At 59.0% G+C, this 23,432-nt stretch carries 20 protein-coding genes; 6 read left to right on the forward strand and 14 right to left on the reverse strand.

Features of this window, described 5'->3' with window-relative positions; translation table 11 throughout:
- Window positions 1-10: 10 nt before the first annotated feature.
- From D8U60_RS18035 to D8U60_RS18085, 10 genes are all read right to left on the reverse strand, one after another.
- Window positions 11-424 carry an NADH-quinone oxidoreductase subunit A gene (locus D8U60_RS18035; RefSeq protein WP_003223812.1) on the reverse strand — a complete coding sequence of 138 codons (414 nt, stop codon included), beginning with the start codon at window positions 422-424 and terminating at the stop codon, window positions 11-13.
- 630 nt (window positions 425-1,054) lie between these two features.
- On the reverse strand, window positions 1,055-2,380 hold the full coding sequence (aceA, locus tag D8U60_RS18045) for an isocitrate lyase (protein ID WP_003223815.1): 1,326 nt from the start codon (window positions 2,378-2,380) through the stop codon (window positions 1,055-1,057).
- A 475-nt stretch (window positions 2,381-2,855) separates the two neighbouring features.
- Window positions 2,856-3,617 carry a secretin N-terminal domain-containing protein gene (locus D8U60_RS18050; RefSeq protein ID WP_122698417.1) on the reverse strand — a complete coding sequence of 254 codons (762 nt, stop codon included), beginning with the start codon at window positions 3,615-3,617 and terminating at the stop codon, window positions 2,856-2,858.
- Between the two features lie 233 nt (window positions 3,618-3,850).
- Entirely contained in the window at window positions 3,851-4,276 is a 426-nt protein-coding gene (locus D8U60_RS18055) for a GNAT family N-acetyltransferase (protein WP_016775275.1), read from the reverse strand.
- Window positions 4,269-5,438 carry a cupin domain-containing protein gene (locus D8U60_RS18060; RefSeq protein ID WP_130900627.1) on the reverse strand — a complete coding sequence of 390 codons (1,170 nt, stop codon included), beginning with the start codon at window positions 5,436-5,438 and terminating at the stop codon, window positions 4,269-4,271. The genes D8U60_RS18055 and D8U60_RS18060 overlap by 8 nt, the downstream gene beginning before the upstream one ends.
- Before the next feature lie 86 nt (window positions 5,439-5,524).
- Window positions 5,525-6,895: an adenylosuccinate lyase gene (purB, locus tag D8U60_RS18065; RefSeq protein ID WP_003223822.1), complete on the reverse strand. Its 1,371-nt coding sequence runs from the start codon at window positions 6,893-6,895 to the stop codon at window positions 5,525-5,527.
- A gap of 126 nt (window positions 6,896-7,021) precedes the next feature.
- On the reverse strand, window positions 7,022-7,645 hold the full coding sequence (gene hflD, locus D8U60_RS18070; protein WP_039763308.1) for a high frequency lysogenization protein HflD: 624 nt from the start codon (window positions 7,643-7,645) through the stop codon (window positions 7,022-7,024).
- Window positions 7,642-8,766 carry a tRNA 2-thiouridine(34) synthase MnmA gene (gene mnmA, locus D8U60_RS18075; RefSeq protein WP_122612133.1) on the reverse strand — a complete coding sequence of 375 codons (1,125 nt, stop codon included), beginning with the start codon at window positions 8,764-8,766 and terminating at the stop codon, window positions 7,642-7,644. Before mnmA ends, hflD begins: the two co-directional genes overlap by 4 nt.
- A 59-nt stretch (window positions 8,767-8,825) precedes the next feature.
- Entirely contained in the window at window positions 8,826-9,272 is a 447-nt protein-coding gene (locus tag D8U60_RS18080) for an NUDIX hydrolase (protein WP_016775271.1), read from the reverse strand.
- A gap of 220 nt (window positions 9,273-9,492) precedes the next feature.
- Window positions 9,493-11,718 (reverse strand): NADP-dependent isocitrate dehydrogenase, encoded by a 2,226-nt coding sequence (locus tag D8U60_RS18085; protein WP_130900628.1) that lies wholly within the window; start codon window positions 11,716-11,718, stop codon window positions 9,493-9,495.
- A 481-nt stretch (window positions 11,719-12,199) separates the two neighbouring features.
- Between D8U60_RS18085 and icd the strand changes: the two genes are divergently transcribed.
- The gene (gene icd / locus D8U60_RS18090) at window positions 12,200-13,456 is read left to right on the forward strand and encodes an NADP-dependent isocitrate dehydrogenase (RefSeq protein ID WP_024013414.1); all 1,257 of its coding nucleotides are present in this window, start codon (window positions 12,200-12,202) and stop codon (window positions 13,454-13,456) included.
- A gap of 77 nt (window positions 13,457-13,533) precedes the next feature.
- Here the strand turns inward: icd and D8U60_RS18095 are convergent, their stop codons facing one another.
- Window positions 13,534-13,815 (reverse strand): cold shock domain-containing protein, encoded by a 282-nt coding sequence (locus D8U60_RS18095; protein ID WP_016775267.1) that lies wholly within the window; start codon window positions 13,813-13,815, stop codon window positions 13,534-13,536.
- Between the two features lie 224 nt (window positions 13,816-14,039).
- Between D8U60_RS18095 and clpS the strand changes: the two genes are divergently transcribed.
- Entirely contained in the window at window positions 14,040-14,423 is a 384-nt protein-coding gene (clpS, locus tag D8U60_RS18100) for an ATP-dependent Clp protease adapter ClpS (RefSeq protein ID WP_011334948.1), read from the forward strand.
- A gap of 30 nt (window positions 14,424-14,453) precedes the next feature.
- Complete coding sequence (gene clpA, locus D8U60_RS18105; protein WP_016775266.1) at window positions 14,454-16,724, forward strand: ATP-dependent Clp protease ATP-binding subunit ClpA; 2,271 nt, start codon at window positions 14,454-14,456, stop codon at window positions 16,722-16,724.
- 621 nt (window positions 16,725-17,345) lie between these two features.
- Here clpA and infA read toward each other — a convergent pair.
- The 3 genes from infA to aat form a co-directional block, all read right to left on the reverse strand.
- Entirely contained in the window at window positions 17,346-17,564 is a 219-nt protein-coding gene (infA, locus tag D8U60_RS18110) for a translation initiation factor IF-1 (RefSeq protein WP_002553999.1), read from the reverse strand.
- A gap of 112 nt (window positions 17,565-17,676) precedes the next feature.
- The gene (locus D8U60_RS18115) at window positions 17,677-18,384 is read right to left on the reverse strand and encodes an arginyltransferase (RefSeq protein WP_110600808.1); all 708 of its coding nucleotides are present in this window, start codon (window positions 18,382-18,384) and stop codon (window positions 17,677-17,679) included.
- A 58-nt stretch (window positions 18,385-18,442) separates the two neighbouring features.
- Window positions 18,443-19,123: a leucyl/phenylalanyl-tRNA--protein transferase gene (gene aat / locus D8U60_RS18120; RefSeq protein WP_130900629.1), complete on the reverse strand. Its 681-nt coding sequence runs from the start codon at window positions 19,121-19,123 to the stop codon at window positions 18,443-18,445.
- Window positions 19,124-19,645: 522 nt separating this feature from the next.
- Here aat and ftsK point away from each other — a divergent pair.
- The 3 genes from ftsK to D8U60_RS18135 form a co-directional block, all read left to right on the forward strand.
- The gene (ftsK, locus tag D8U60_RS18125; RefSeq protein ID WP_041477069.1) at window positions 19,646-22,054 is read left to right on the forward strand and encodes a DNA translocase FtsK; all 2,409 of its coding nucleotides are present in this window, start codon (window positions 19,646-19,648) and stop codon (window positions 22,052-22,054) included.
- 67 nt (window positions 22,055-22,121) lie between these two features.
- Window positions 22,122-22,742: an outer membrane lipoprotein chaperone LolA gene (gene lolA / locus D8U60_RS18130; protein ID WP_130900630.1), complete on the forward strand. Its 621-nt coding sequence runs from the start codon at window positions 22,122-22,124 to the stop codon at window positions 22,740-22,742.
- Between the two features lie 181 nt (window positions 22,743-22,923).
- The coding region (locus tag D8U60_RS18135) for an AAA family ATPase (protein WP_130900631.1) at window positions 22,924-23,432 on the forward strand (509 nt) is incomplete at its 3' end.

Genomic DNA, 23,432 nt, shown 5'->3' on the forward strand with positions numbered 1-23,432 from the left:
TGCCAAAGCCTCATTGTTTCAGCTTCGCCTGCCGCTTGCGACGAGCTTCCGGAGCCCAGTCAAGGGCGCCCACTCGGAACAGGTAGACAAGACCTGCCAACAGAATTGCTATGAAAACGAGAGCTTCGACGAATCCGGTCCAGCCGCTTTCGCGGACGGACACAGACCATGCAAAGAGAAAGAGGGCTTCGATATCGAAGATCACGAAGAGCATCGCGACCAGATAGAATTTGGCTGAGAGCCGCAAGCGGGCGCCACCGGTAGGTAGCATGCCCGACTCGAACGGTTCGTTTTTGCTGCGACCCCAGGCTTTTGACCCGAGGAGGCTGGAGACGCCAAGCATGAAGGCACACAGGCCGACGACACCCAGAAGGAAAATGGCAAAGCCCCAGTTGTGGGCCATGAGTCCTGTCGCTTCGGGCATGCTGGTAATCCTTAACAGAGAGCAAAGGTCTCTGAGCTTGATAAAGAAATAAGGCAGTGACGATATGTCGCAGCAATCAATCGGGCTGATTTTATGGCTAAACACCCGGCAAGTAAAATTCCAAAGGCGAAATTATTTACCGGATTAAGGACATAGCGTCTCCTGAAGGCGCTGCGGCCCATGCGTTGCGGGCATTAGCCGGGTTTCCATCAATTATGTTTTGTAGAGTTTGTAACGAACATAGTTGCGGCTAAATGATAATTGATATCGTTTGGCGTGGTTTTGTAACTGTTTAACGAGTGAGTGACTGGGAAGTTGTCTTACTTGCGCGTTACTGCAAGTAGCGAAGCCTACCGTTTTAACGGAAATTTCTGACGCTTGTAGCGCTTCAGATCAATGTTTTGCGCTGACGCCACAGATCCCCTGTAGGAGCTGCCGAAGGCTGCGATCTTTAGATTTTGCTTTTGAGGGGCAAGATCAAAAGATCGCAGCCTTCGGCAGCTCCTACACAGCGCGAATCGATTTCCCCAGGCAAAAAAACGCCCCGATCCAGTCGGGGCGTCAGTCTTGCGGCTCTGCGGTTAGCTTTTTATCCGACCCGCAAAGGCCGTTTGCTCAGGTGTAGCCGAATCAGTGGAACTGTTCTTCTTCGGTCGAACCGGTCAGCGCGGTCACCGAGGACGAGCCGCCCTGGATCACGGTGGTCATGTCGTCGAAGTAGCCAGTGCCCACTTCCTGCTGGTGCGCAACGAAGGTGTAACCCTTGGCGGCGTCAGCGAATTCCTGCTCTTGCAGCTTCACGTAGGCAGTCATGTCGTTGCGGGCGTAGTCGTGCGCCAGGTTGAACATGCTGTGCCACATGTTGTGAATGCCGGCCAGGGTGATGAACTGATGCTTGTAGCCCATGGCGGACAGTTCGCGCTGGAACTTGGCGATGGTTGCGTCGTCCAGGTTCTTCTTCCAGTTGAAGGAAGGCGAGCAGTTGTACGACAGCAGCTGGTCCGGGTATTCCTTCTTGATCGCTTCAGCGAAGCGACGTGCTTCTTCCAGATCCGGCTTGGCGGTTTCGCACCAGATCAGGTCGGCGTACGGTGCGTAAGCCAGGCCACGGGCGATCGCTTGATCCAGGCCGGCACGTACCTTGTAGAAACCTTCCTGAGTACGCTCGCCGGTCACGAATGGCTGATCGTACGGGTCGCAGTCGGAAGTCAGCAGGTCAGCCGCGTTGGCGTCGGTGCGGGCCAGAATGATGGTCGGCGTGCCGGCAACGTCAGCGGCCAGACGGGCAGCGGTCAGCTTCTGCACGGCTTCCTGGGTTGGCACCAGAACCTTGCCGCCCATGTGGCCGCATTTCTTCACCGAAGCCAGTTGGTCTTCGAAGTGAACGCCAGCGGCGCCGGCTTCGATCATGCTTTTCATCAGCTCGTAGGCGTTGAGTACACCGCCGAAACCGGCTTCAGCGTCCGCTACGATTGGCGCGAAGTAGTCGATGTAGCCTTCGTCGCCCGGGTTCTTGCCGGCTTTCCACTGGATCTGGTCAGCACGACGGAACGAGTTGTTGATGCGCTTGACCACGGTTGGCACCGAGTCCACCGGGTACAGCGACTGGTCCGGGTACATGGACTCTGCGGAGTTGTTGTCCGCAGCCACCTGCCAGCCGGACAGGTAGATCGCCTGGATGCCGGCCTTGACCTGCTGAACAGCCTGGCCGCCAGTCAGGGCGCCCATGCAGTTGACGAAATCTTTCTCTGGACGGAAGGACGGCTTGGCACCCTGGGTGACCAGGTTCCACAGCTTCTCGGCGCCCATCTTCGCGAAGGTGTGCTCTGGCTGAACCGAGCCACGCAGGCGGACCACGTCGGCAGCGGAGTAAGTGCGAGTCACGCCTTTCCAGCGCGGGTTCTCGGCCCAGTCTTTTTCGAGGGCTGCAATTTGCTGTTCGCGTGTCAGTGCCATGGAGATAAACCTCGTCGCGTCTTTTATGAAAAGTTGTTCTGCGGTGGAAAATTCCTGCGCTCGCTGACCAGAAGCTTAGGTGGTCAAGTCGGATTCGGCGGGGTAGGCGACGGGATGAACGATGGGCTCGAGGGGAAGTGAGCAGGTAGTGGCGGACTGCGGGGCGCATGCGGGCGTCGTGGGCCTTTATACGGACAACAGCGTGAAGCCGGGTTACCTAAATACGCTTCCGTCCCTCGGGACAACTTCGTTCCAGTCGGCAACCTCGTCAAACACACCTTGTGGGCGGTACAGACACGAAACGGCTCGCGGGGTAGGTGCGAGCGGCGCTTCGAAGGCCCTTGCCAGGGCCTCTGATTAGCGGGAGCGAGGCCATCATGCCTTCGCTTTTTTTTCGCGTCAAACGTTTTGTAGTGCTTTTTTTCAAGCACTACATCTTTCGTCTAATACGACTAATCAGTCAGTTTTCGGTGCTTTAGTCCAGCGTGTCGACTTTCACCCGCAAGGTCATGTCATCGCGGCCTTGAGTCGAGTAGCTGCGGGTCAGGCCCTGTTTATCGGCCTGAGTCTGGCTGTTGACGCCCGCCAGAGTGATCCATTCACCGAGGCGACCGGTGACGGTTGTGTCGGTGCTTTGCACGTTCACTACATCGGGACGTTCCTGGCTCATGCGGTCACGGTTGGTACTGATCGCCAGATGAACGGTCTCGCCGGTGACGCTGGCGGTGACGTAGAAACCCTGGGTGACGTTGCGGTATTGGGTCTCGCTGCTGTAACCGCCGTAGGAATCGCTTTGGGTGTTGGTGATCGGCACGCTCTGGCCAACCTGAATCAGCGCCGGAGTGCCTTCACTGGTCTGCACTTGCTGAACGCCGCCGTTGCGGCTGGTGGTGCTGCGGCTGATGATCCGGGTCTGGCTCGGCTGGGTGCCATTGACCGCATAACCTTCGTCGCCACGGCCGTTGTTTTCGTTGGTGTCGACGGTGATCAGCAAGCGCTTCGGTGCGGTATCGAGTTGCGCCAGCAGATCCTTCAACTCCTGAATCTTGCCCGGCTCGGCTTTGACGATCAGCTGATTGCCGTAAGCGCTGACCTGACCGTCCTGGCCGATGAAATCCTGCGCCACTGGCAACATGTCAGCGCTGGTGTGGTATTTGAGGGGGACGATTTCTGTGGCTGCCAGCACCGAAAAACTGCAGCCGAGCAGCAGGGTGGTTAGCAGGGTGCGTAGGGACATGTCCGTTATCTCCGCGTTCGAAAAGCTTGATATTGCCAGTTTGTCGGCCCGGGGTGGGGCAAGTTGAATCGTAGACAGCAAAACGCCCCGGCATCGGTGGATGGCGGGGCGTGATCGTTCCCACGCTCTGCGTGGGAATGCAGCCAGTGACGCTCTGCGTCACATGCCGCAAGGGACGCGGAGCGTCCCGAGAGGCATTCCCACGCAGAGCGTGGGAACGATCAGGGCGGGGCTCAGGCCGAATGCCGAACCATGTCGACATGCGGAATCCCGGCCTCGAGAAACTCCTCGCTGACCAGGCTGAAGCCCAGGCGTTCATAGAACGCCGTGGCTTGCACCTGAGCGCTGAGCTTCTGCTGTTTCAGCCCGCGTGCTTCAGCTTCGGCGATGACCGCTTGCATCAGCGCGTCACCGACCTTCATTCCGCGCCAGTCTTTGAGTACTGAAACGCGGCCGATGTGCCCGTCGGGCAACAGCCGCGCCGTGCCGATCGGGAAGTCGCCTTCGAACGCCAGAAAATGCACGGCGGTCGCGTCATCGGCGTCCCACTCAAGCTCGGGTGGCACCGATTGTTCGGCGATGAACACCGTTTCACGAATGCGCCGGATCTCGGCGATATCCTTCTGCCAGTCTGCGACACGAACGCGAATTTTATTCATCGGCGAACCCCAGGCTTCCTTGCTTGACCAGTTCGCAGAGCAGGCTGCGGCCGTCTTCATCGCTCAGCCATTGGCCCAGGTTGTCGGCGTGCAGGGCGTCAGCGGCGCAGATCAGCTTCAACAGTTCGCGCAGCTTGCCCGGCAGGTAGCGGCTCTGGCCACTGGCGAACAGCAGGAGATCGTCGTCGACTTCCGACCAGGCCAGGCGCGCGCTCGGGTTGCGGATCAGCACGGCGCCGTCCTGCAGGGCGGCGAGGAAGTCTTCTTCTTCGACGTCTTCCGGGCCGACCACCAGTTCCGGGTAGCGCGGCTCGGTCATGTACTGGCCGAACCAGGTCAGCAGCAGACGTTCGTCGCTCATGTGCTCGGCGAGCAGGCTTTTCAAGCGATCCAGCGCATCGTGTTGAATCTGGTGCGGATCGACCGCCGGCTTGGCATCGGCATCGGTGTAGCGCTCTTCGTCAGTCAGGAACTGGCTGAGGAAGTCGGTGAAGTGGGTCAGCACTTCAGCGGCACTCGGCGCGCGGAAGCCGACCGAATAGGTCATGCAGTTGTCGACCGCGACACCGCAATGGGCCAGGCGCGGCGGCAGGTAGAGCATGTCGCCCGGTTCCAGCACCCATTCTTCGGTTTCGTGGAATTCAGCGAGGATGCGCAGGTCGGCGTGTTGCAGCAGCGGGCTCTCGGAATCGCACATCTGGCCGATTTTCCAGTTGCGCTTGCCGTGGCCCTGCAGCAGGAAAACATCGTAATTGTCGAAATGCGGGCCGACGCTGCCACCCGGTGCGGCAAAGCTGATCATCACGTCGTCGACGCGCCAGCTCGGCAGGAAGCGGAAATTTTCCAGCAGTTCGCTGACTTCCGGCACGAACTGATCAACCGCCTGCACCAGCAGGGTCCACTCTTTCTCTGGCAATTTGCTGAACTCGTCTTCGGCAAACGGGCCGCGACGCAGTTCCCATGGGCGCTCGCCGTGCTCGATGACCAGGCGCGATTCGACTTCTTCTTCCAGGGCCAGGCCGGCCAGTTCGTCGGCGTCGATCGGGCTTTCGAAGTCAGGAATCGCCTGACGGATCAGCAGCGGTTTTTTCTGCCAGTAGTCACGCAGGAATTCGCGTGCTGTGAGGCCGCCCAGAAGTTGAAGAGGAATATCGGAATTCATATGTAACCTATTGAAAAAAAGCACTTTTCAGACGGGAATAAAAACGCCCGGCGCGGCCGGGCGTCTCAAACGGGGCAAACGGTCGATCAGATGCGTTTGGCTTGTGCCACAGCGTTGCCGATGTAGTTGGCCGGAGTCAGTTGCTTGAGCTCGGCTTTGGCTTCGGCTGGCATGTCCAGGCCATCGATGAAAGTCTGCAGCGCTTCAGGGCTGATGCCCTTGCCACGGGTCAGTTCTTTCAGCTTTTCGTACGGGTTTTCGATGTTGTAGCGACGCATCACGGTCTGGATCGGCTCGGCCAATACTTCCCAGCAAGCGTCGAGGTCAGCGGCAATCTTCTGCTCGTTGAGCTCGAGTTTGCTGATGCCTTTGAGGCTGGCTTCGTATGCGATCACGCTGTGGGCGAAGCCGACACCGAGGTTGCGCAGGACGGTGGAGTCGGTCAGGTCGCGCTGCCAGCGGGAAATCGGTAGCTTGCTCGCCAGGTGCTGGAACAGTGCGTTGGCGATACCCAGGTTGCCTTCGGAGTTTTCGAAGTCGATCGGGTTGACCTTGTGCGGCATGGTCGACGAACCGATTTCGCCAGCGATGGTGCGCTGCTTGAAATAACCCAGGGAAATGTAGCCCCAGATGTCGCGGTCGAAGTCGATCAGGATGGTGTTGAAGCGCGCAATGGCGTCGAACAGCTCGGCGATGTAGTCGTGCGGTTCGATCTGCGTGGTGTACGGGTTGAAGCCCAGACCCAGCTCGTCTTCGATGAAGGCGCGGGCATTGGCTTCCCAGTCGATCTGCGGGTAGGCCGACAGGTGCGCGTTGTAGTTGCCGACGGCGCCGTTGATCTTGCCCAGCAGCGGCACGGCAGCGACCTGAGCGATCTGACGCTCGAGACGGTAAACCACGTTGGCCAGCTCTTTACCCAGAGTGGTCGGCGAAGCCGGCTGACCGTGGGTGCGCGACAGCATCGGCACGTCGGCGAAACGGATGGCCAGTTCGCGGATGGCGTTGGCGGTCTGGCGCATCAGCGGCAGCATCACGTCGTCACGGCCTTCGCGCAGCATCAGGGCGTGGGACAGGTTGTTGATGTCTTCGCTGGTGCAGGCAAAGTGGATGAATTCGCTGACCTTGGCCAGCTCCGGCAGCTTGGCCGCCTGCTCTTTGAGCAGGTATTCGATCGCTTTGACGTCGTGGTTGGTGGTGCGCTCGATCTCTTTGACGCGCTCGGCGTGCTCCAGCGAGAAGTTTTCAGCCAGTTCGTTGAGAACGGCGTTGGCCTCGGCGGAGAAGGCTGGCACTTCAGGGATGCCAGCGTGGGCGGCCAGGCGCTGGAGCCAGCGCACTTCAACCAGAACGCGGGCACGGATCAGGCCGTACTCGCTGAAAATCGGGCGCAGGGCCTGGGTTTTGCCGGCGTAGCGGCCGTCAACAGGGGAAACCGCAGTGAGCGAAGAGAGCTGCATGGGGTGTTCTCGGACAGTCGGGCAACGAAATGGGGCGCGTATCATACATGAAAAAATCCGCCGGTCCGTCGCCAACTGACCGGCGTATTACGCGTTACAGACTACAAAGCCTTCGTGACGCGGCGTTTACTCGCTGCGCATCAACGGATAAAGCTCTTTGAGCAGCTTGCGGCGGCTGATTACCAACTGCCAGCGATGACCACCGAGCTGACGCCACAGGCGCGCCGAGCGGATACCCGCGAGGAGCAGGGCGCGGATTTTCGAGGCGTTGCTCGGCTGCTGCAGGTTGCGCATGTCGCCGTGCACCTGAATGCGCTGGCGCAGGGTGCTTAACGTGTCCTGATACAACGCACCGCAAGCGGCGACGACGTTTTCGTGCGCAGGGCCAAAATGCTCCACCTGCGACTGAATCTGCGGCAGGCGTTTGGCAATCGTCTCAAGCATGTCGTCACGCTTGGCCAGTTGCCGCTCCAGACCGAGCATCGACAGCGCGTAGCGCAACGGCTCGCGCTGCAAGGTGCTCGGATCGCGCTCCAGCGCGCCGATCAATGCGCGGTAACCCTCGCGCAGATTGATGTCGTCGCCGCCGTATACATCCAGCGTATCTTTTGGGTCGCGGACCAGCAGGCTGCCGAGCATGCAACTCAGGCCGGCCTCGTTGGTCTGGCCAGTCTTGGCGATGCGATCGACCAGCACGGCGGCGAGAAACACACCGCCCAGCGCTGTCAGTTGTTCCTGAGTCGGGCTCATGCCTGGCCGCTCCACGGCTCGGCCACTTCGATCACGCCGCCGCCGAGGCAGATTTCACCGTCATAGAAAACCACCGACTGGCCCGGCGTCACCGCACGTTGCGGTTCGTCGAACACGGCGCGATAGCCGCTGGCGGTTTTTTCCAGGGTGCAGGCCTGATCGCTCTGGCGATAGCGCACTTTCGCCGTCAGGCGCAGCGGCTGACTCAGATCGATCGGATTGACCCAGTAGATTTCCGAAGCGAGCAGGGCGCTGGAGAACAGCCATGGATGGTTGTTGCCCTGACCGACGATCAGCTCGTTGGTCTGCAGATCCTTGCGCAGCACGTACCACGGCTCATCGCCAGCATCCTTCAAGCCGCCAATGCCGAGGCCCTGACGCTGGCCGATGGTGTGGTACATCAAGCCGTGGTGACGGCCGATGACTTCGCCTTCGGTAGTCTTGATCTCACCCGGTTGTGCCGGCAGGTACTGCTTGAGGAAATCGCTGAAACGGCGCTCGCCGATGAAGCAGATCCCGGTGGAATCCTTCTTCTTGGCGGTGGCCAGTTCGTATTTCTCGGCAATCGCGCGGACTTCAGGCTTTTCCAGTTCGCCGACCGGGAACAGGGTCTTGGCGATCTGTTCGCCACCAACGGCGTGCAGGAAGTAGCTCTGATCCTTGTTCGGATCGAGGCCCTTGAGCAGTTCGGTGCGGCCGTCGATATCGCGGCGGCGCACGTAGTGACCGGTGGCGATCAGGTCGGCGCCGAGCACCATCGCGTAGTCGAGAAACGCTTTGAACTTGATCTCGCGGTTGCACAGGATGTCCGGGTTCGGCGTGCGCCCCGCCTTGTATTCGGCGAGAAAGTGCTCGAACACGTTGTCCCAGTACTCGGCGGCAAAGTTGGCGGTGTGCAGCTTGATGCCGATCTTGTCGCAGACAGCCTGAGCATCCGCCAGGTCGTCCATGGCGGTGCAGTATTCCGTTCCGTCGTCTTCTTCCCAGTTCTTCATGAACAGGCCTTCCACTTCATAACCCTGCTCGATCAGCAGAAGGGCGGAAACGGAAGAGTCCACGCCGCCGGACATGCCGACAATGACGCGCTTCTTGGATGTGTCAGAAGGGGCTGGATCACGCATAGGGATTCAATGAGTGTCTTGGAAAAGGGCGCGATTCTATCAGGCTCGCGGCCGCAAGGCTAAAGAGAAGGGCGGATCAGTTCGAGGCTGAAGTGATGACCGGCCAGATAATCGTCGATGCAGCGGATGATCAGCTCGCTGCGCCAGTTGTCACGCTGGGCGATTAATTCGTCGCGGGTCAGCCACTTGGCGCCGACAATGCCGTCGTCGAGTTGGTAATCCGGGTGATGCTGCACGGCTTTGGCGCTGAAGCATATGCGCTGGTAAGTCACGCCGTTGCTCGGTGCGGTGTACAGATAAATGCCGATCACGCCGGTGGGTTCGACGTCCCAACCGGTTTCTTCGAGGGTTTCGCGAATCGCCGCGTCGATCAGGGTTTCATCCGGATCGAGGTGACCAGCGGGCTGGTTGAGCACATTGCGCCCGCCCTTGTGTTCTTCGACCATCAGGAAGCGGCCGTTGTCCTCGACGATGGTGGCGACGGTGATGTGGGGGAGCCATTCCATAAAACCTTCCTCAATCTATTGGTTAAACCCCAATCCCTGTGGGAGCTGGCTTGTCGGAACGCAGCATCGCAGCGATAGCGGTGGTTCAGTCACCATCCATGCTGGATGATAAACCGCCATCGCTGGCAAGCCAGCTCCCACAAAGTTTTGTGGTGATCACAAAACCCGGAAACACAAACCCCGGCACAAGGCCGGGGTTTGTGATGTTCCCATTACAACCTTAAACCAGCGCAGCAATCGCCGCGTTGAAGGTTGCGCTTGGGCGCATGGCCTTGCTGATCAGCTCGGCGTCGGCGTGGTAGTAACCGCCGATGTCGACTGGCTTGCCCTGCACGGCGTTGAGCTCGGCAACGATGGTCGCTTCGTTCTCGGTCAGGGTTTTGGCCAGAGTCGCGAACTGCGCTTGCAGTGCAGCGTCTTCGGTCTGGGCAGCCAGGGCCTGAGCCCAGTACATCGCCAGGTAGAAGTGGCTGCCACGGTTGTCGATGTTGCCGACTTTGCGCGATGGCGACTTGTTGTTGTCGAGGAACTGACCGGTGGCCTGGTCCAGGGTTTTCGACAGCACCAGTGCTTTCGGGTTGTTGTAGTTCACACCCAGGTGCTCAAGGGAAGCGGCGAGGGCAAGGAACTCACCCAGCGAATCCCAGCGCAGGAAGTTCTCTTCAACCAGTTGCTGCACGTGCTTCGGCGCCGAACCGCCGGCGCCGGTTTCGAACAGGCCACCGCCGTTCATCAGCGGCACGATCGACAGCATCTTGGCGCTGGTGCCCAGTTCCATGATCGGGAACAGGTCGGTCAGGTAGTCGCGCAGTACGTTGCCGGTCACCGAAATGGTGTCCTTGCCTTCGCGGGTGCGCTGCAGGGTGTATTTCATCGCGTCGACCGGCGCCATGATCTGGATGTCCAGACCGCTGGTGTCGTGATCCTTCAGGTACGCCTGAACCTTCTCGATCACTACGCCATCGTGAGCGCGCATCGGGTCGAGCCAGAAGATCGCCGGCGTGCTGCTCGCGCGAGCACGGTTGACGGCCAGCTTGACCCAGTCCTGGATCGGCGCGTCTTTGGTCTGGCACATGCGGAAGATGTCGCCGGCTTCGACAGCCTGTTCCATCAACAGCTTGCCTTTGCTGTCGGTGACGCGAACAACGCCGTCAGCCTTGATCTGGAAGGTCTTGTCGTGGGAGCCGTACTCTTCGGCTTTCTTCGCCATCAGGCCGACGTTCGGCACGCTGCCCATGGTGGTCGGATCGAAAGCGCCATTGGCTTTGCAATCTTCGATCACCGCCTGGTAGATGGTCGCGTAGCAACGATCCGGGATTACAGCCTTGGTGTCGTGCAGCTGACCGTCGGTGCCCCACATCTTGCCGGAGTCACGGATCATCGCTGGCATCGAGGCGTCAACGATGACGTCGCTCGGCACGTGCAGGTTGGTGATGCCTTTGTCGGAGTTGACCATCGCCAGCGACGGACGAACGGCGTAGACCGCTGCGATATCGGCTTCGATCTGCGCTTGCTGCTCGGCCGGCAGGGCCTTGATGCGCGCGTACAGATCGCCGATGCCGTTGTTCAGGTTGAAGCCGATCTGGTTCAGCACTTCGGCGTGCTTGGTCAGTGCGTCTTTATAGAACTCGGCAACGATCTGGCCGAACATGATTGGGTCCGAGACCTTCATCATGGTCGCTTTCAAGTGAACCGAGAGCAGCACGCCCTGGGCTTTGGCGCTTTCGATCTCGGCAGCGATGAACGCACGCAGGGCGTTTTTGCTCATCACGGCGCAGTCGAGGATCTCGCCAGCCTGAACGGTGGTTTTTTCTTTCAGAACGGTGGCAGCACCGTCCTTGGCGATCAGTTCGATCTTCACAGCGTCAGCGGCGTCGATCAGGACAGCTTTTTCGCTGCCGTAGAAATCGCCGGTGCTCATGTGTGCGACGTGGGACTTGGAGTCCTTGGCCCAGGCGCCCATTTTGTGCGGGTGCTTGCGCGCGTAGTTCTTCACCGACAGCGGAGCGCGGCGGTCGGAGTTGCCTTCACGCAGAACCGGGTTCACGGCGCTGCCCTTGACCTTGTCGTAACGCGCCTTGGCGTCTTTGTCGGCGTCGCTGGTCACGGTTTCCGGGTAGTCCGGCAGGTTGTAGCCCTGCGCCTGCAGCTCTTTGATCGCGGCTTGCAGCTGTGGCACCGAAGCACTGATGTTCGGCAGCTTGATGATGTTGGCTTCAGGCGTAACGGCCAGGTCGCCCAGTTCGGCGAGGTGGTCGGCTACGGCTTTGTCGCCCAGTTGCTCGGGGAAGCTTGCCAGGATGCGCGCTGCAAGAGAGATATCGCGGGTTTCCACGGCGATATCGGCCGAGGCGGTGTAAGCCTCGATGATCGGCAGCAGGGAATAGGTGGCGAGGGCAGGAGCTTCGTCGGTGAAGGTATAGATGATCTTCGAGCGGGTGGGCATATTCGGATTAACTCTCTCTTCTTTGCTAAAGCGTGCGCAGAAACTCGAGGGGCGCCGGGTAAGCGCGTTCGTTCAAAGTCATCCATGAACCGAATGTCGAGATTCTTCGCGGTGATGTTGGGTGCATCAGTAGAGCGTCAAGCAGTCAGGCTGCGGTAACAACCCGACCAATCAGGCGGAAAGTCTCGTGCTAGAGAGGCCAGCCGTCGTGACCCTGTGGTCAGCGGGCGGCATTATACATAGGTAGCTGGCAATCTGCCGATGGTTCATATGCAACGATTCTCGTCCATTGGTCTAAAGGTCGCAGGGCGCGACCGGGCAAACACTCGTTACGAATGCTGGAGTTTGGCGCTTTTCCCTTTGCTTTCAGGCTTGTACGAAACGAGATGTGCGCGGCGCAGGAACATAGGGTTTGCGTGTTGATTCAACTGGGTTACGCTCGAAGCAAGCCAGGTGTTCAATCCAAACAATGGAGTTCAGCATGGGTTACAAGAAGATTCAGGTTCCAGCCGTCGGTGACAAAATCACTGTCAATGCAGACCATTCTCTCAATGTTCCTGATAACCCGATCATCCCCTTCATCGAAGGTGACGGTATTGGTGTCGACATCAGTCCGGTGATGATCAAGGTTGTCGATGCTGCTGTTGAAAAGGCTTACGGCGGCAAGCGCAAGATTTCCTGGATGGAAGTCTACGCCGGCGAAAAGGCCACTCAGGTTTATGACCAGGACACCTGGCTGCCGCAGGAAACCCTCGACGCGGTCAAGGATTACGTGGTCTCCATCAAAGGCCCGCTGACCACTCCGGTCGGTGGCGGCATCCGCTCGCTGAACGTGGCCCTGCGTCAGCAGCTCGACCTGTACGTCTGCCTGCGCCCGGTGCGCTGGTTCGAGGGTGTGCCAAGCCCGGTGAAAAAGCCCGGCGACGTCGACATGACCATCTTCCGCGAGAACTCCGAAGACATCTACGCGGGTATCGAATGGAAGGCCGGTTCGCCGGAAGCCACCAAGGTCATCAAATTCCTTAAAGAAGAAATGGGCGTCACCAAGATCCGTTTCGATGAAAACTGCGGCATCGGCGTCAAGCCGGTATCGCGTGAAGGCACCAAGCGTCTGGCGCGCAAGGCCCTGCAATATGTGGTCGACAATGACCGCGATTCGCTGACCATCGTGCACAAAGGCAACATCATGAAGTTCACCGAAGGTGCCTTCAAGGAATGGGCCTACGAAGTGGCGGCCGAAGAGTTCGGCGCCACCCTGCTGGACGGCGGTCCGTGGATGCAGTTCAAGAACCCGAAAACCGGCAAGAACGTCGTGGTCAAGGACGCCATCGCCGACGCCATGCTTCAGCAGATCCTGCTGCGCCCGGCCGAATACGATGTGATCGCTACTCTCAACCTCAATGGTGACTACCTGTCGGACGCCCTGGCGGCGGAGGTGGGTGGTATCGGTATTGCGCCGGGCGCCAACCTTTCCGACACCGTGGCGATGTTCGAAGCGACCCACGGCACCGCGCCGAAATATGCCGGCAAGGACCAGGTCAACCCGGGCTCGCTGATTCTCTCGGCCGAGATGATGTTGCGTCATATGGGCTGGACCGAAGCGGCGGACCTGATCATCAAGGGCACCAACGGTGCGATCGGCGCCAAGACTGTTACTTATGATTTCGAGCGCTTGATGGATGGCGCGAAGCTGGTGTCGTCTTCCGGGTTCGGGGATGCGTTGATTTCGCATATGTAAAAGTTGCAGCCACGCAAAAACCGCCTGACTCGATGGGTTGAGTCTGGCGGTTTTTTATGACCGAATGTTTTGAGGCTTCAACTGGTTGCCGTTTGTTTTTTCGTGGCAATCGAGCTTGGCGTCGAAGCTGCTTCGACCGGAGTTATCTTCACGGCATGCAAGCCTTTGGGGCCTTGAACGATGTCGAATGTGACTGCCTGACCGGCTTTCAGGGTCTTGTACCCTTCCATTTCAATGGCCGAGTAGTGGGCAAAGAAATCAATGTCCTTGCCATCCTCATCGCGACCTTCCCGGGCGTCGGTATTGATAAAGCCGAATCCCTTGGCATTGTTGAACCATTTCACCTTGCCGACAGCCATGCTCAAATCCCTCTGCAACAGACTCCATCGCTGGAGTATCATCCACGACATCCGCAATCGAATTCGATAAAAGAATTGACTCCGCGGATCTTTTTTACCCACTGTGGGCTCTATTGGTTGTAACACCGTTTTCCCGATAGTCAAGGTGACCGGGCAGTCGTAGTTGAAAACGTGTGCAACCGCCCCCACCACTGTATTCGCACAACTGACGAACCTTTTTTTCCATGCATGCAATCAGCCAGATTCGACTAACATTCAATCAGGATCGCCCGCTTCTCCAAAAGGATCTTCCACAGGAGCACGACGACGATTCGGCAGGCGTTGCTGTTCAGGAAGCAAAGCCCGCGTTACAGGCGCCGCCGATGTACAAGGTGGTTTTGTTCAACGATGACTACACACCGATGGATTTCGTCGTCGAAGTGCTCGAGGTGTTTTTTAACCTGAATCGCGAGCTGGCGACCAAGGTCATGCTGGCCGTCCATACAGAAGGACGGGCAGTATGTGGAGTGTTTACCCGCGACATCGCCGAGACAAAGGCCATGCAGGTCAACCAGTACGCCAGGGAAAGCCAGCATCCGCTACTCTGTGAAATCGAGAAGGACGGTTAATCGCCGACCACTTGGGTATGAGGTGAAGCTATGTTAAACCGCGAGCTCGAAGTCACCCTCAATCTTGCCTTCAAGGAGGCTCGTTCGAAGCGTCATGAGTTCATGACCGTCGAACATCTCCTGCTGGCCCTATTGGATAATGAGGCTGCCGCCACCGTTTTGCGTGCCTGCGGCGCAAACCTCGACAAACTCAAGCATGATCTGCAGGAGTTCATCGACTCCACCACGCCATTGATCCCCGTGCATGACGAGGATCGCGAAACCCAGCCAACCCTGGGCTTCCAGCGTGTCCTGCAGCGTGCTGTTTTTCACGTACAGAGCTCGGGCAAACGCGAAGTGACCGGCGCCAACGTGCTGGTCGCCATCTTCAGTGAGCAAGAGAGTCAGGCAGTGTTCCTGCTGAAACAGCAGAGCGTTGCGCGCATCGATGTCGTCAACTACATCGCCCACGGCATTTCCAAAGTACCGGGGCACGGCGATCATTCTGAAGGTGAACAAGATATGCAGGACGACGAGGGCGGTGAGTCTTCTTCTTCAGGCAATCCTCTGGATGCTTATGCCAGCAACCTCAACGAACTCGCGCGCCAGGGTCGCATCGATCCGCTGGTCGGCCGTGAATCGGAGGTCGAGCGTGTCGCGCAGATCCTCGCGCGCCGGCGCAAGAACAATCCGCTGCTGGTGGGTGAGGCAGGCGTGGGTAAGACCGCAATTGCCGAAGGCCTGGCCAAGCGCATCGTCGACAATCAGGTGCCGGATCTGCTGGCCAATGCGGTGGTTTATTCGCTCGATCTTGGCGCTCTGCTCGCGGGTACCAAGTATCGCGGTGATTTCGAGAAGCGCTTCAAGGCGCTGCTCAATGAGCTGAAAAAGCGTCCGCAGGCGATCCTGTTCATCGACGAAATCCACACCATCATCGGTGCGGGTGCTGCTTCCGGTGGCGTGATGGATGCGTCCAACCTGCTCAAGCCGCTGCTGTCGTCTGGCGACATTCGCTGCATCGGTTCGACCACATTCCAGGAATTTCGCGGCATCTTCGAGAAGGATCGTGCCTTGGCGCGTCGCTTCCAGAAGGTCGATGTCGTCGAGCCATCGGTGGAAGACACCATTGGCATCCTGCGTGGCCTGAAAGGACGTTTCGAGCAGCATCACAATATCGAATACAGCGATGAGTCGTTGCGTGCCGCTGCCGAACTGGCGTCGCGCTACATCAATGACCGGCACATGCCGGACAAGGCCATCGACGTGATCGACGAAGCGGGCGCCTACCAGCGTCTGCAACCGGTAGAGATGCGCGTCAAGCGAATCGAAGTGCCACAGGTCGAGGACATCGTCGCGAAAATCGCGCGGATTCCGCCAAAGCACGTCACCAGTTCCGACAAAGAGTTGCTGCGTAACCTGGAGCGTGACCTGAAGCTGACGGTGTTTGGTCAGGACGCGGCGATCGATTCGCTGTCGACTGCGATCAAACTGTCCCGCGCCGGCCTCAAATCGCCGGACAAGCCAGTCGGTTCGTTCCTGTTTGCCGGGCCTACCGGTGTCGGTAAAACCGAGGCCGCGCGACAACTGGCCAAGGCCTTGGGCATTGAACTGGTGCGTTTCGACATGTCCGAGTACATGGAGCGTCACACCGTATCGCGTCTGATCGGTGCGCCTCCTGGCTATGTCGGTTTCGATCAGGGCGGTCTGTTGACCGAAGCGATCACCAAGCAGCCGCATTGCGTATTGCTCCTCGATGAAATCGAGAAGGCGCATCCGGAAGTCTTCAACCTGCTGTTGCAGGTCATGGACCACGGCACGCTGACCGACAACAACGGGCGCAAGGCGGATTTCCGCAACGTGATCGTGATCATGACCACCAACGCCGGTGCCGAGACGGCCGCGCGGGCTTCGATCGGTTTCACCCATCAGGACCACTCGTCCGATGCGATGGAAGTGATCAAGAAGAGCTTCACGCCGGAATTCCGTAACCGTCTGGACACCATTATCCAGTTTGGTCGCCTCAGTCATGAGGTCATCAAGAGTGTGGTGGACAAGTTCCTCACCGAGCTTCAGGCGCAGCTGGAAGACAAACGTGTGTTGCTTGAAGTTACCGATGCGGCGCGCAGCTGGCTGGCAGCGGGTGGTTACGACTCGGCGATGGGCGCACGTCCGATGGCGCGTCTGATCCAGGACAAGATCAAGCGTCCGCTGGCGGAGGAGATTCTGTTTGGCGAACTGGCCGAGCATGGCGGTGTGGTGCACATCGACATCAAGGATGGGGAGTTGACGTTTGACTTCGAAACTACTGCGGAAATGGCCTGACGGCTGTGGATCAAGAGGGCGCCTTCGGGCGCCTTTTTGTTGCTCGTTGCTTGATGGTTTTGGGTGTATATCCGTTGCTGCGGTTACGGCTGCTTAGGGTTTCGCCCTTACGGCGACTCACTTTTTTTACAAACGCCTAAAAAAAGTAAGCAAAAAAACGCTTGCTCCTACGTTCGGCCCTCGCAGGCTCGGGTTCCTTCGCTGCGGGACTGATCCGGGCGCAGCGGCTACGGTTTGCTTCGCTGCACCTCCTTCCGCTGTGTCTGGCTGCGCCAGACGGTCGCTGCGCTCCCACCCCCGGATCAATCCCTCCGCTCAGCCTTCCGACGTCGCCGGTGGATCAACAGCAAGATCAAAAGCACTCGAGCTTGCGCTCATTGTGTAGGAGCTGCCGAAGGCTGCGATCTTTTGCTTTTGCCTTTCTGTGGGAGCGAGCCTGCTCGCGAAGGCGGCCCGCAGGTCAGCCCGTTTCTGTCGAATTCGCGCGATCCAACCGTAGGGGCTGCCGAAGGCTGCGATCTTTTGATTTGCATGCTGTAAGCGCGAAACCGCCAGCCCCAAAACCTCAAAACGCAGACACAAAAACGCCCGGCATTACCCGGGCGTTCTGTATTGACTTGATTAACGAGCGCGGTAAGTGATCCGCCCTTTGCTCAAGTCATAGGGCGTCAGCTCGACGCGCACTTTGTCACCGGTAAGAATACGAATGTAGTTCTTGCGCATCTTGCCGGAAATATGCGCGGTTACGACGTGCCCATTTTCCAACTCCACACGAAACATGGTGTTGGGCAGGGTGTCGACGACAGTGCCTTCCATTTCGAAGCTGTCTTCTTTCGACATGCAGTAAAGCCCTCGGTATCCAATGAATGGCCCGGTGCAACTGCGCCAGGCAAAAGCGGCGTGCATTGTGCCCGAAAAATGGTGTTTACGCCAAGGGGTTTAGGCCGCAGGTTCAGTTCAGGATGACCCAGCGCTGATTGATCAGCAATTCGATGGGCCGATATTGCGTCTTGTAATTCATCTTTTTGCAGTTCTTGATCCAGTAACCCAGGTACACGGCCTCAAGTCCCAGGCGCTGGCTCTCGGCGATTTGCCAGAGGATTGCGTAACGGCCGAGGCTGCGGCGTTCTTCGTTCGGTTCGTAGAAGGTGTACACCGCCGACAGGCCGTTGGGTAGCAGATCGGTGACCGCCACCGCGAGCAACCGTCCGTCGAGTCGAAATTCGTAGAAGCGCGAGAAGGGCAGGTCACGCACCAGGAACGTCGAGAACTGATCACGGCTTGGCGGGTACATGTCGCCGTCGGCATGGCGCTGTTCGATATAGCGCTGATACAGGTCGAAATATTCTTCGCTGAAGTGCGGTTTGACCGGTTGCACTTGCAGGTCAGTGTTGCGTTTGTAGATACGCTTCTGCTGGCGATTGGCGATGAACTGGGCGGAAGGAATGCGCGCAGGCACGCACGCATTGCAATTCTGGCAATGCGGCCGGTACAGATGATCGCCGCTGCGACGAAAGCCCATTTCCGACAGGTCTGCGTAGACATGCACATCCATGGGCTGACTCGGGTCGAGAAACAGCGTCGTGGCCTGCTCCTCGGGCAGATAACTGCAAGAGTGGGGCTGAGTGGCATAAAACTTCAAACGCGCCAACTCGGTCATGAATCAACCCTCGGGATAAGCTGGTGGATTAAGTGTAAGCCACCTGCGCAAAAGTCGCTCAGCAAACCCAGGTCGCCGAATTCGGTTGGTCGAGATGGCGTTGCAGATAGTCGGCGAATTCGCTGCGCGGAATAGATCGCGCTCCCAGGCTGTGCAGGTGATCGGTCGGCATCTGGCAGTCGATCAGCACAAACCCGGCGGCTTTCAAATGCTGGACCAGCGTGGCAAAGCCGTATTTGGACGCGTTGTCGGCACGGCTGAACATCGACTCGCCAAAAAACAGTTGGCCCATTGCCAGGCCATACAGGCCGCCGACCAGCTGTCCCTCGTCCCAGACCTCAACCGAATGAGCGAAACCGCGCCGATGCAATTCTACGTAAGCATCCTGCATGGCCTCGGTGATCCAGGTGCCGTCGGCGTAGTCACGCGGGGCAGCGCAGGCGCGGATGACGGCGTCGAAATCCTGATCGACCGTCACGCGGTAGCGTTGCTTGCGCAGCAGCTTGCCGAGACTGCGCGAGACGTGCAGTTCGTCGGGAAACAGCACGGTGCGAGGGTCTGGCGACCACCAGAGAATGGGTTGGCCTTCGGAGAACCAGGGAAAGCAGCCATGGCGATAGGCCTGGATCAGGCGGTCGGCGGACAGATCGCCGCCGGCGGCGAGCAATCCGTTCGGCTCGCGCATGGCTTTTTCCAGTGGCGGAAAGGTCAGGGAATTACGTTGTAACCAAGTCAGCATGGCATCCGGGCTTGCAGAAGGGGAGGGCGGTCAGGGGGCGTGCAGACCCCGCGAAAGAGTTTGCCGCGAAACGGCGCCGGTGTCCTGCACAGTTGTCTGGTGCAGTGAGCATTGAGCTGCAACTTGATGTGTCGCCCGTGGTCGTAAGCGTCGTCGTGTCGATGCTGTTGAGCATTCCTGTGAGCCCGATCCGGCCAGGTTCCCTACGTTCATCAAATACAGCTCATAAGCCTTTGTCACAAAAGGCAATGCATGCTCCAATTGCAAGGCGTTGCGTGTGCGATTGGCTATGCTCAAGGCTGGGGTCTGAAACATGGCGTCGGGCGCACAAACCCGTACAATGCCGGGTTGTGACGGCCTTTTCGCTGCGCACAGTGTTTATGGCTGTGTTTATAAAACCAGTGGCACAGTGTTAAAAGTAGTCCCAGTTGAGCTTTTCACCTTTTTTACCTGCCTGGATTGGGCAGTTTTTTATCGTCATTCAATAGATGGACGCGCCTCGGGCGCAGGAAAAGAAGCGTTTTGAAGAAGACCACCGAAGCACCCAAAACAGTCGTTCCGCTCTGGCGCCAGCAACTGCACTACCGGCTCAAGGAAGGTGCATTGATCGCCATCGGCGCCTTGTGCCTGTTCCTGATGATGGCTTTGCTGACTTACGGCAAGGACGACCCGGGCTGGAGCCATAACAGCAAGATCGACGATGTGCAGAACTTCGGCGGCCCGGCCGGCTCGTACAGCGCCGATATCCTGTTCATGGTGCTCGGCTACTTCGCCTATATTTTTCCGTTGCTGCTGGCGGTCAAGGCGTACCAGATATTCCGTCAACGCCACGAACCATGGCAGTGGAGCGGCTGGCTGTTTTCCTGGCGCCTGATCGGTCTGGTGTTCCTCGTACTGTCCGGTGCTGCGCTTGCGCACATTCATTTCCATGCCGCGACCGGTCTGCCGGCCGGCGCTGGCGGTGCCCTGGGCGAAAGCCTTGGCGATCTGGCGAAGAATGCGCTGAACATTCAGGGCAGCACGTTGCTGTTCATCGCTCTGTTCCTGTTCGGCCTGACCGTATTCACCGATCTGTCGTGGTTCAAGGTGATGGACGTCACCGGCAAGATCACCCTCGATCTGTTCGAGCTGTTCCAGGGCGCGCTCAACCGCTGGTGGTCGGCGCGCACCGAGCGCAAGCAACTGGTCGCGCAACTGCGTGAGGTTGATGACCGCGTCCACGATGTGGTCGCACCGACTGTCACCGACAAGCGTGAACAGGCCAAGGTCAAGGAACGCCTGATCGAGCGTGAGCAAGCGCTGAGCAAGCACATGTCCGACCGCGAGAAGCAGGTGCCACCGGTGATCGCGCCGGCACCGGCCAAGGCCCCAGAGCCGAGCAAGCGCGTGCAGAAAGAGAAGCAGGCGCCGTTGTTCGTCGACAGCGCGGTCGAAGGCACCTTGCCGCCGATCTCCATTCTTGATCCTGCGGAAAAGAAACAGCTCAACTATTCGCCTGAATCCTTGGCAGCGGTCGGCCACTTGCTGGAAATCAAGCTCAAGGAATTCGGCGTCGAAGTCACCGTTGACTCGATCCACCCGGGCCCGGTGATTACCCGTTACGAAATCCAGCCTGCCGCCGGGGTAAAAGTCAGCCGTATCGCCAACCTGGCGAAAGACCTGGCGCGTTCGCTGGCGGTGACCAGTGTGCGGGTCGTCGAGGTGATTCCGGGCAAGACCACCGTCGGTATCGAGATTCCCAACGAAGACCGCCAGATCGTGCGTTTCTCCGAGGTGCTGTCGACCCCCGAGTACGACAACTTCAAATCGCCGGTCACCCTGGCGCTCGGTCATGACATCGGCGGCAAGCCGGTCATCACCGACCTGGCGAAGATGCCGCACTTGCTGGTGGCCGGCACCACCGGTTCCGGTAAGTCGGTGGGCGTGAACGCGATGATCCTGTCGATCCTGTTCAAGTCCGGCCCGGACGACGCCAAGCTGATCATGATCGACCCGAAAATGCTTGAGCTGTCGATCTACGAAGGCATTCCGCACCTGCTCTGCCCGGTTGTGACCGACATGAAGGACGCCGCCAACGCCTTGCGCTGGAGCGTTGCCGAGATGGAGCGTCGCTACAAGCTGATGGCGAAAATGGGCGTGCGTAACCTCTCCGGCTTCAACGCCAAGGTCAAGGAAGCCCAGGATGCCGGCGAGCCGTTGAGCGATCCGCTGTACAAGCGCGAAAGCATTCACGACGAAGCGCCGCTGCTGCAGAAACTGCCGACCATCGTCGTAGTGGTGGACGAATTCGCCGACATGATGATGATCGTCGGCAAGAAGGTTGAAGAACTGATCGCCCGTATTGCGCAAAAGGCGCGTGCGGCGGGGATTCACTTGATTCTCGCGACCCAGCGCCCGTCGGTGGACGTGATCACCGGTCTGATCAAGGCCAACATCCCGACACGTATGGCGTTCCAGGTATCGAGCAAGATCGACTCGCGGACCATCATCGACCAGGGTGGCGCCGAGCAACTGCTCGGTCACGGTGACATGCTTTACATGCCGCCGGGCACCAGTCTGCCGATCCGCGTCCACGGCGCATTCGTCTCCGACGATGAGGTTCACCGCGTGGTCGAAGCGTGGAAGCTGCGCGGCGCGCCGGAATACAACGACGATATCCTCAACGGTGTCGAAGAGGCAGGCAGCGGCTTTGAAGGCAGCAGTGGCGGTGGCGACGGGGATGATCCGGAAGCCGACGCGCTGTATGACGAAGCGGTGCAGTTCGTCCTCGAAAGCCGTCGCGCGTCGATTTCCGCTGTGCAGCGCAAGCTGAAGATCGGCTACAACCGCGCCGCGCGGATGATCGAGGCGATGGAGATGGCCGGCGTTGTTACCTCAATGAACACCAACGGTTCGCGTGAAGTCCTGGCCCCGGGCCCGGTACGCGACTGAAACGCAACGACGCGGGTGGCGCAATGACGCACCACCCGCTCTCCCACGATTATTCAAGAGGACTCTCATGCGCCTTATCCGCATGCTGTTGCCAGTACTGGCGCTGACCACACTCACGGCCCACGCCGATGAAAAGGACGTGGCGCGTCTGACCCAATTGCTCGAAACATCGAAAACCCTGTCGGCGAACTTTTCGCAGTTGACCCTCGACGGCACCGGCACCCAGTTGCAGGAAACCACCGGCAACATGACCCTGCAGCGTCCGGGCCTGTTCTACTGGCACACCAACGCGCCGGCCGAGCAGACCATGGTCTCCGATGGCAAGAAAGTCACCCTGTGGGACCCGGATCTGGAGCAGGCAACCATCAAGAAGCTCGACGAGCGTCTGACCCAGACGCCGGCGCTGCTGCTGTCCGGCGATGTCTCGAAGATCAGCCAGAGCTTCGATATCAGCGCGAAAGAGGCGGGCGGCGTGATCGACTTCACTCTCAAGCCGAAAGCCAAGGACACCCTGTTCGACAACCTGCGCCTGTCGTTCCGCAACGGCCTGCTCAATGACATGCAACTGATTGACAGCGTCGGCCAGCGCACCAATATCCTGTTTACCATGGTCAAGGCCAACGAAGCGGTGCCTGCGTCCAAGTTCAAATTCGACATTCCCAAGGGTGCCGACGTTATCCAGGAATAAACACCGGGCCTTTGTGGTGAGGGCCTGCTATTGAGGAGCTATTGTGGCGATGGGATTTATCCCCGTTGGGCTGCGCAGCAGTCGTCGCTTTTGGGGCCGCTTCGCAGCCCAACGGGGATAAATCCCCTCACCACAGGTTCTTCAGCAGATTTCAGAAAATCAGAGGTTTCAACGCTACGTGATGGATCTGTTTCGCAGTGCACCGATTGCCCAACCCTTGGCCGCCCGTCTGCGTGCGGCCAATCTGGATGAGTACGTCGGTCAGGAACACGTGCTCGCTCGCGGCAAGCCTCTGCGTGAGGCGCTGGAGCAGGGCGCGCTGCATTCGATGATCTTCTGGGGGCCGCCGGGCGTGGGCAAGACCACCCTGGCGCGCTTGCTCGCAGAAGTCTCCGATGCGCACTTCGAAACGGTCTCGGCGGTGCTCGCCGGGGTCAAGGAAATCCGCCAGGCCGTTGAAATCGCCAAGCAGCAGGCCGGCCAGTACGGCAAGCGCACGATCCTGTTTGTCGATGAAGTGCACCGCTTCAACAAGTCGCAGCAGGACGCGTTTCTGCCCTACGTTGAAGACGGCACGCTGATCTTCATCGGCGCCACCACCGAAAACCCTTCGTTCGAACTGAACAACGCTTTGTTATCGCGTGCCCGCGTCTACGTGCTGAAAAGCCTCGACGAAGCGGCGCTGCGCAA

The sequence above is a fragment of the Pseudomonas sp. Sample_11 genome, assembly GCF_004307505.1.
GTDB lineage: Bacteria > Pseudomonadota > Gammaproteobacteria > Pseudomonadales > Pseudomonadaceae > Aquipseudomonas > Aquipseudomonas atacamensis.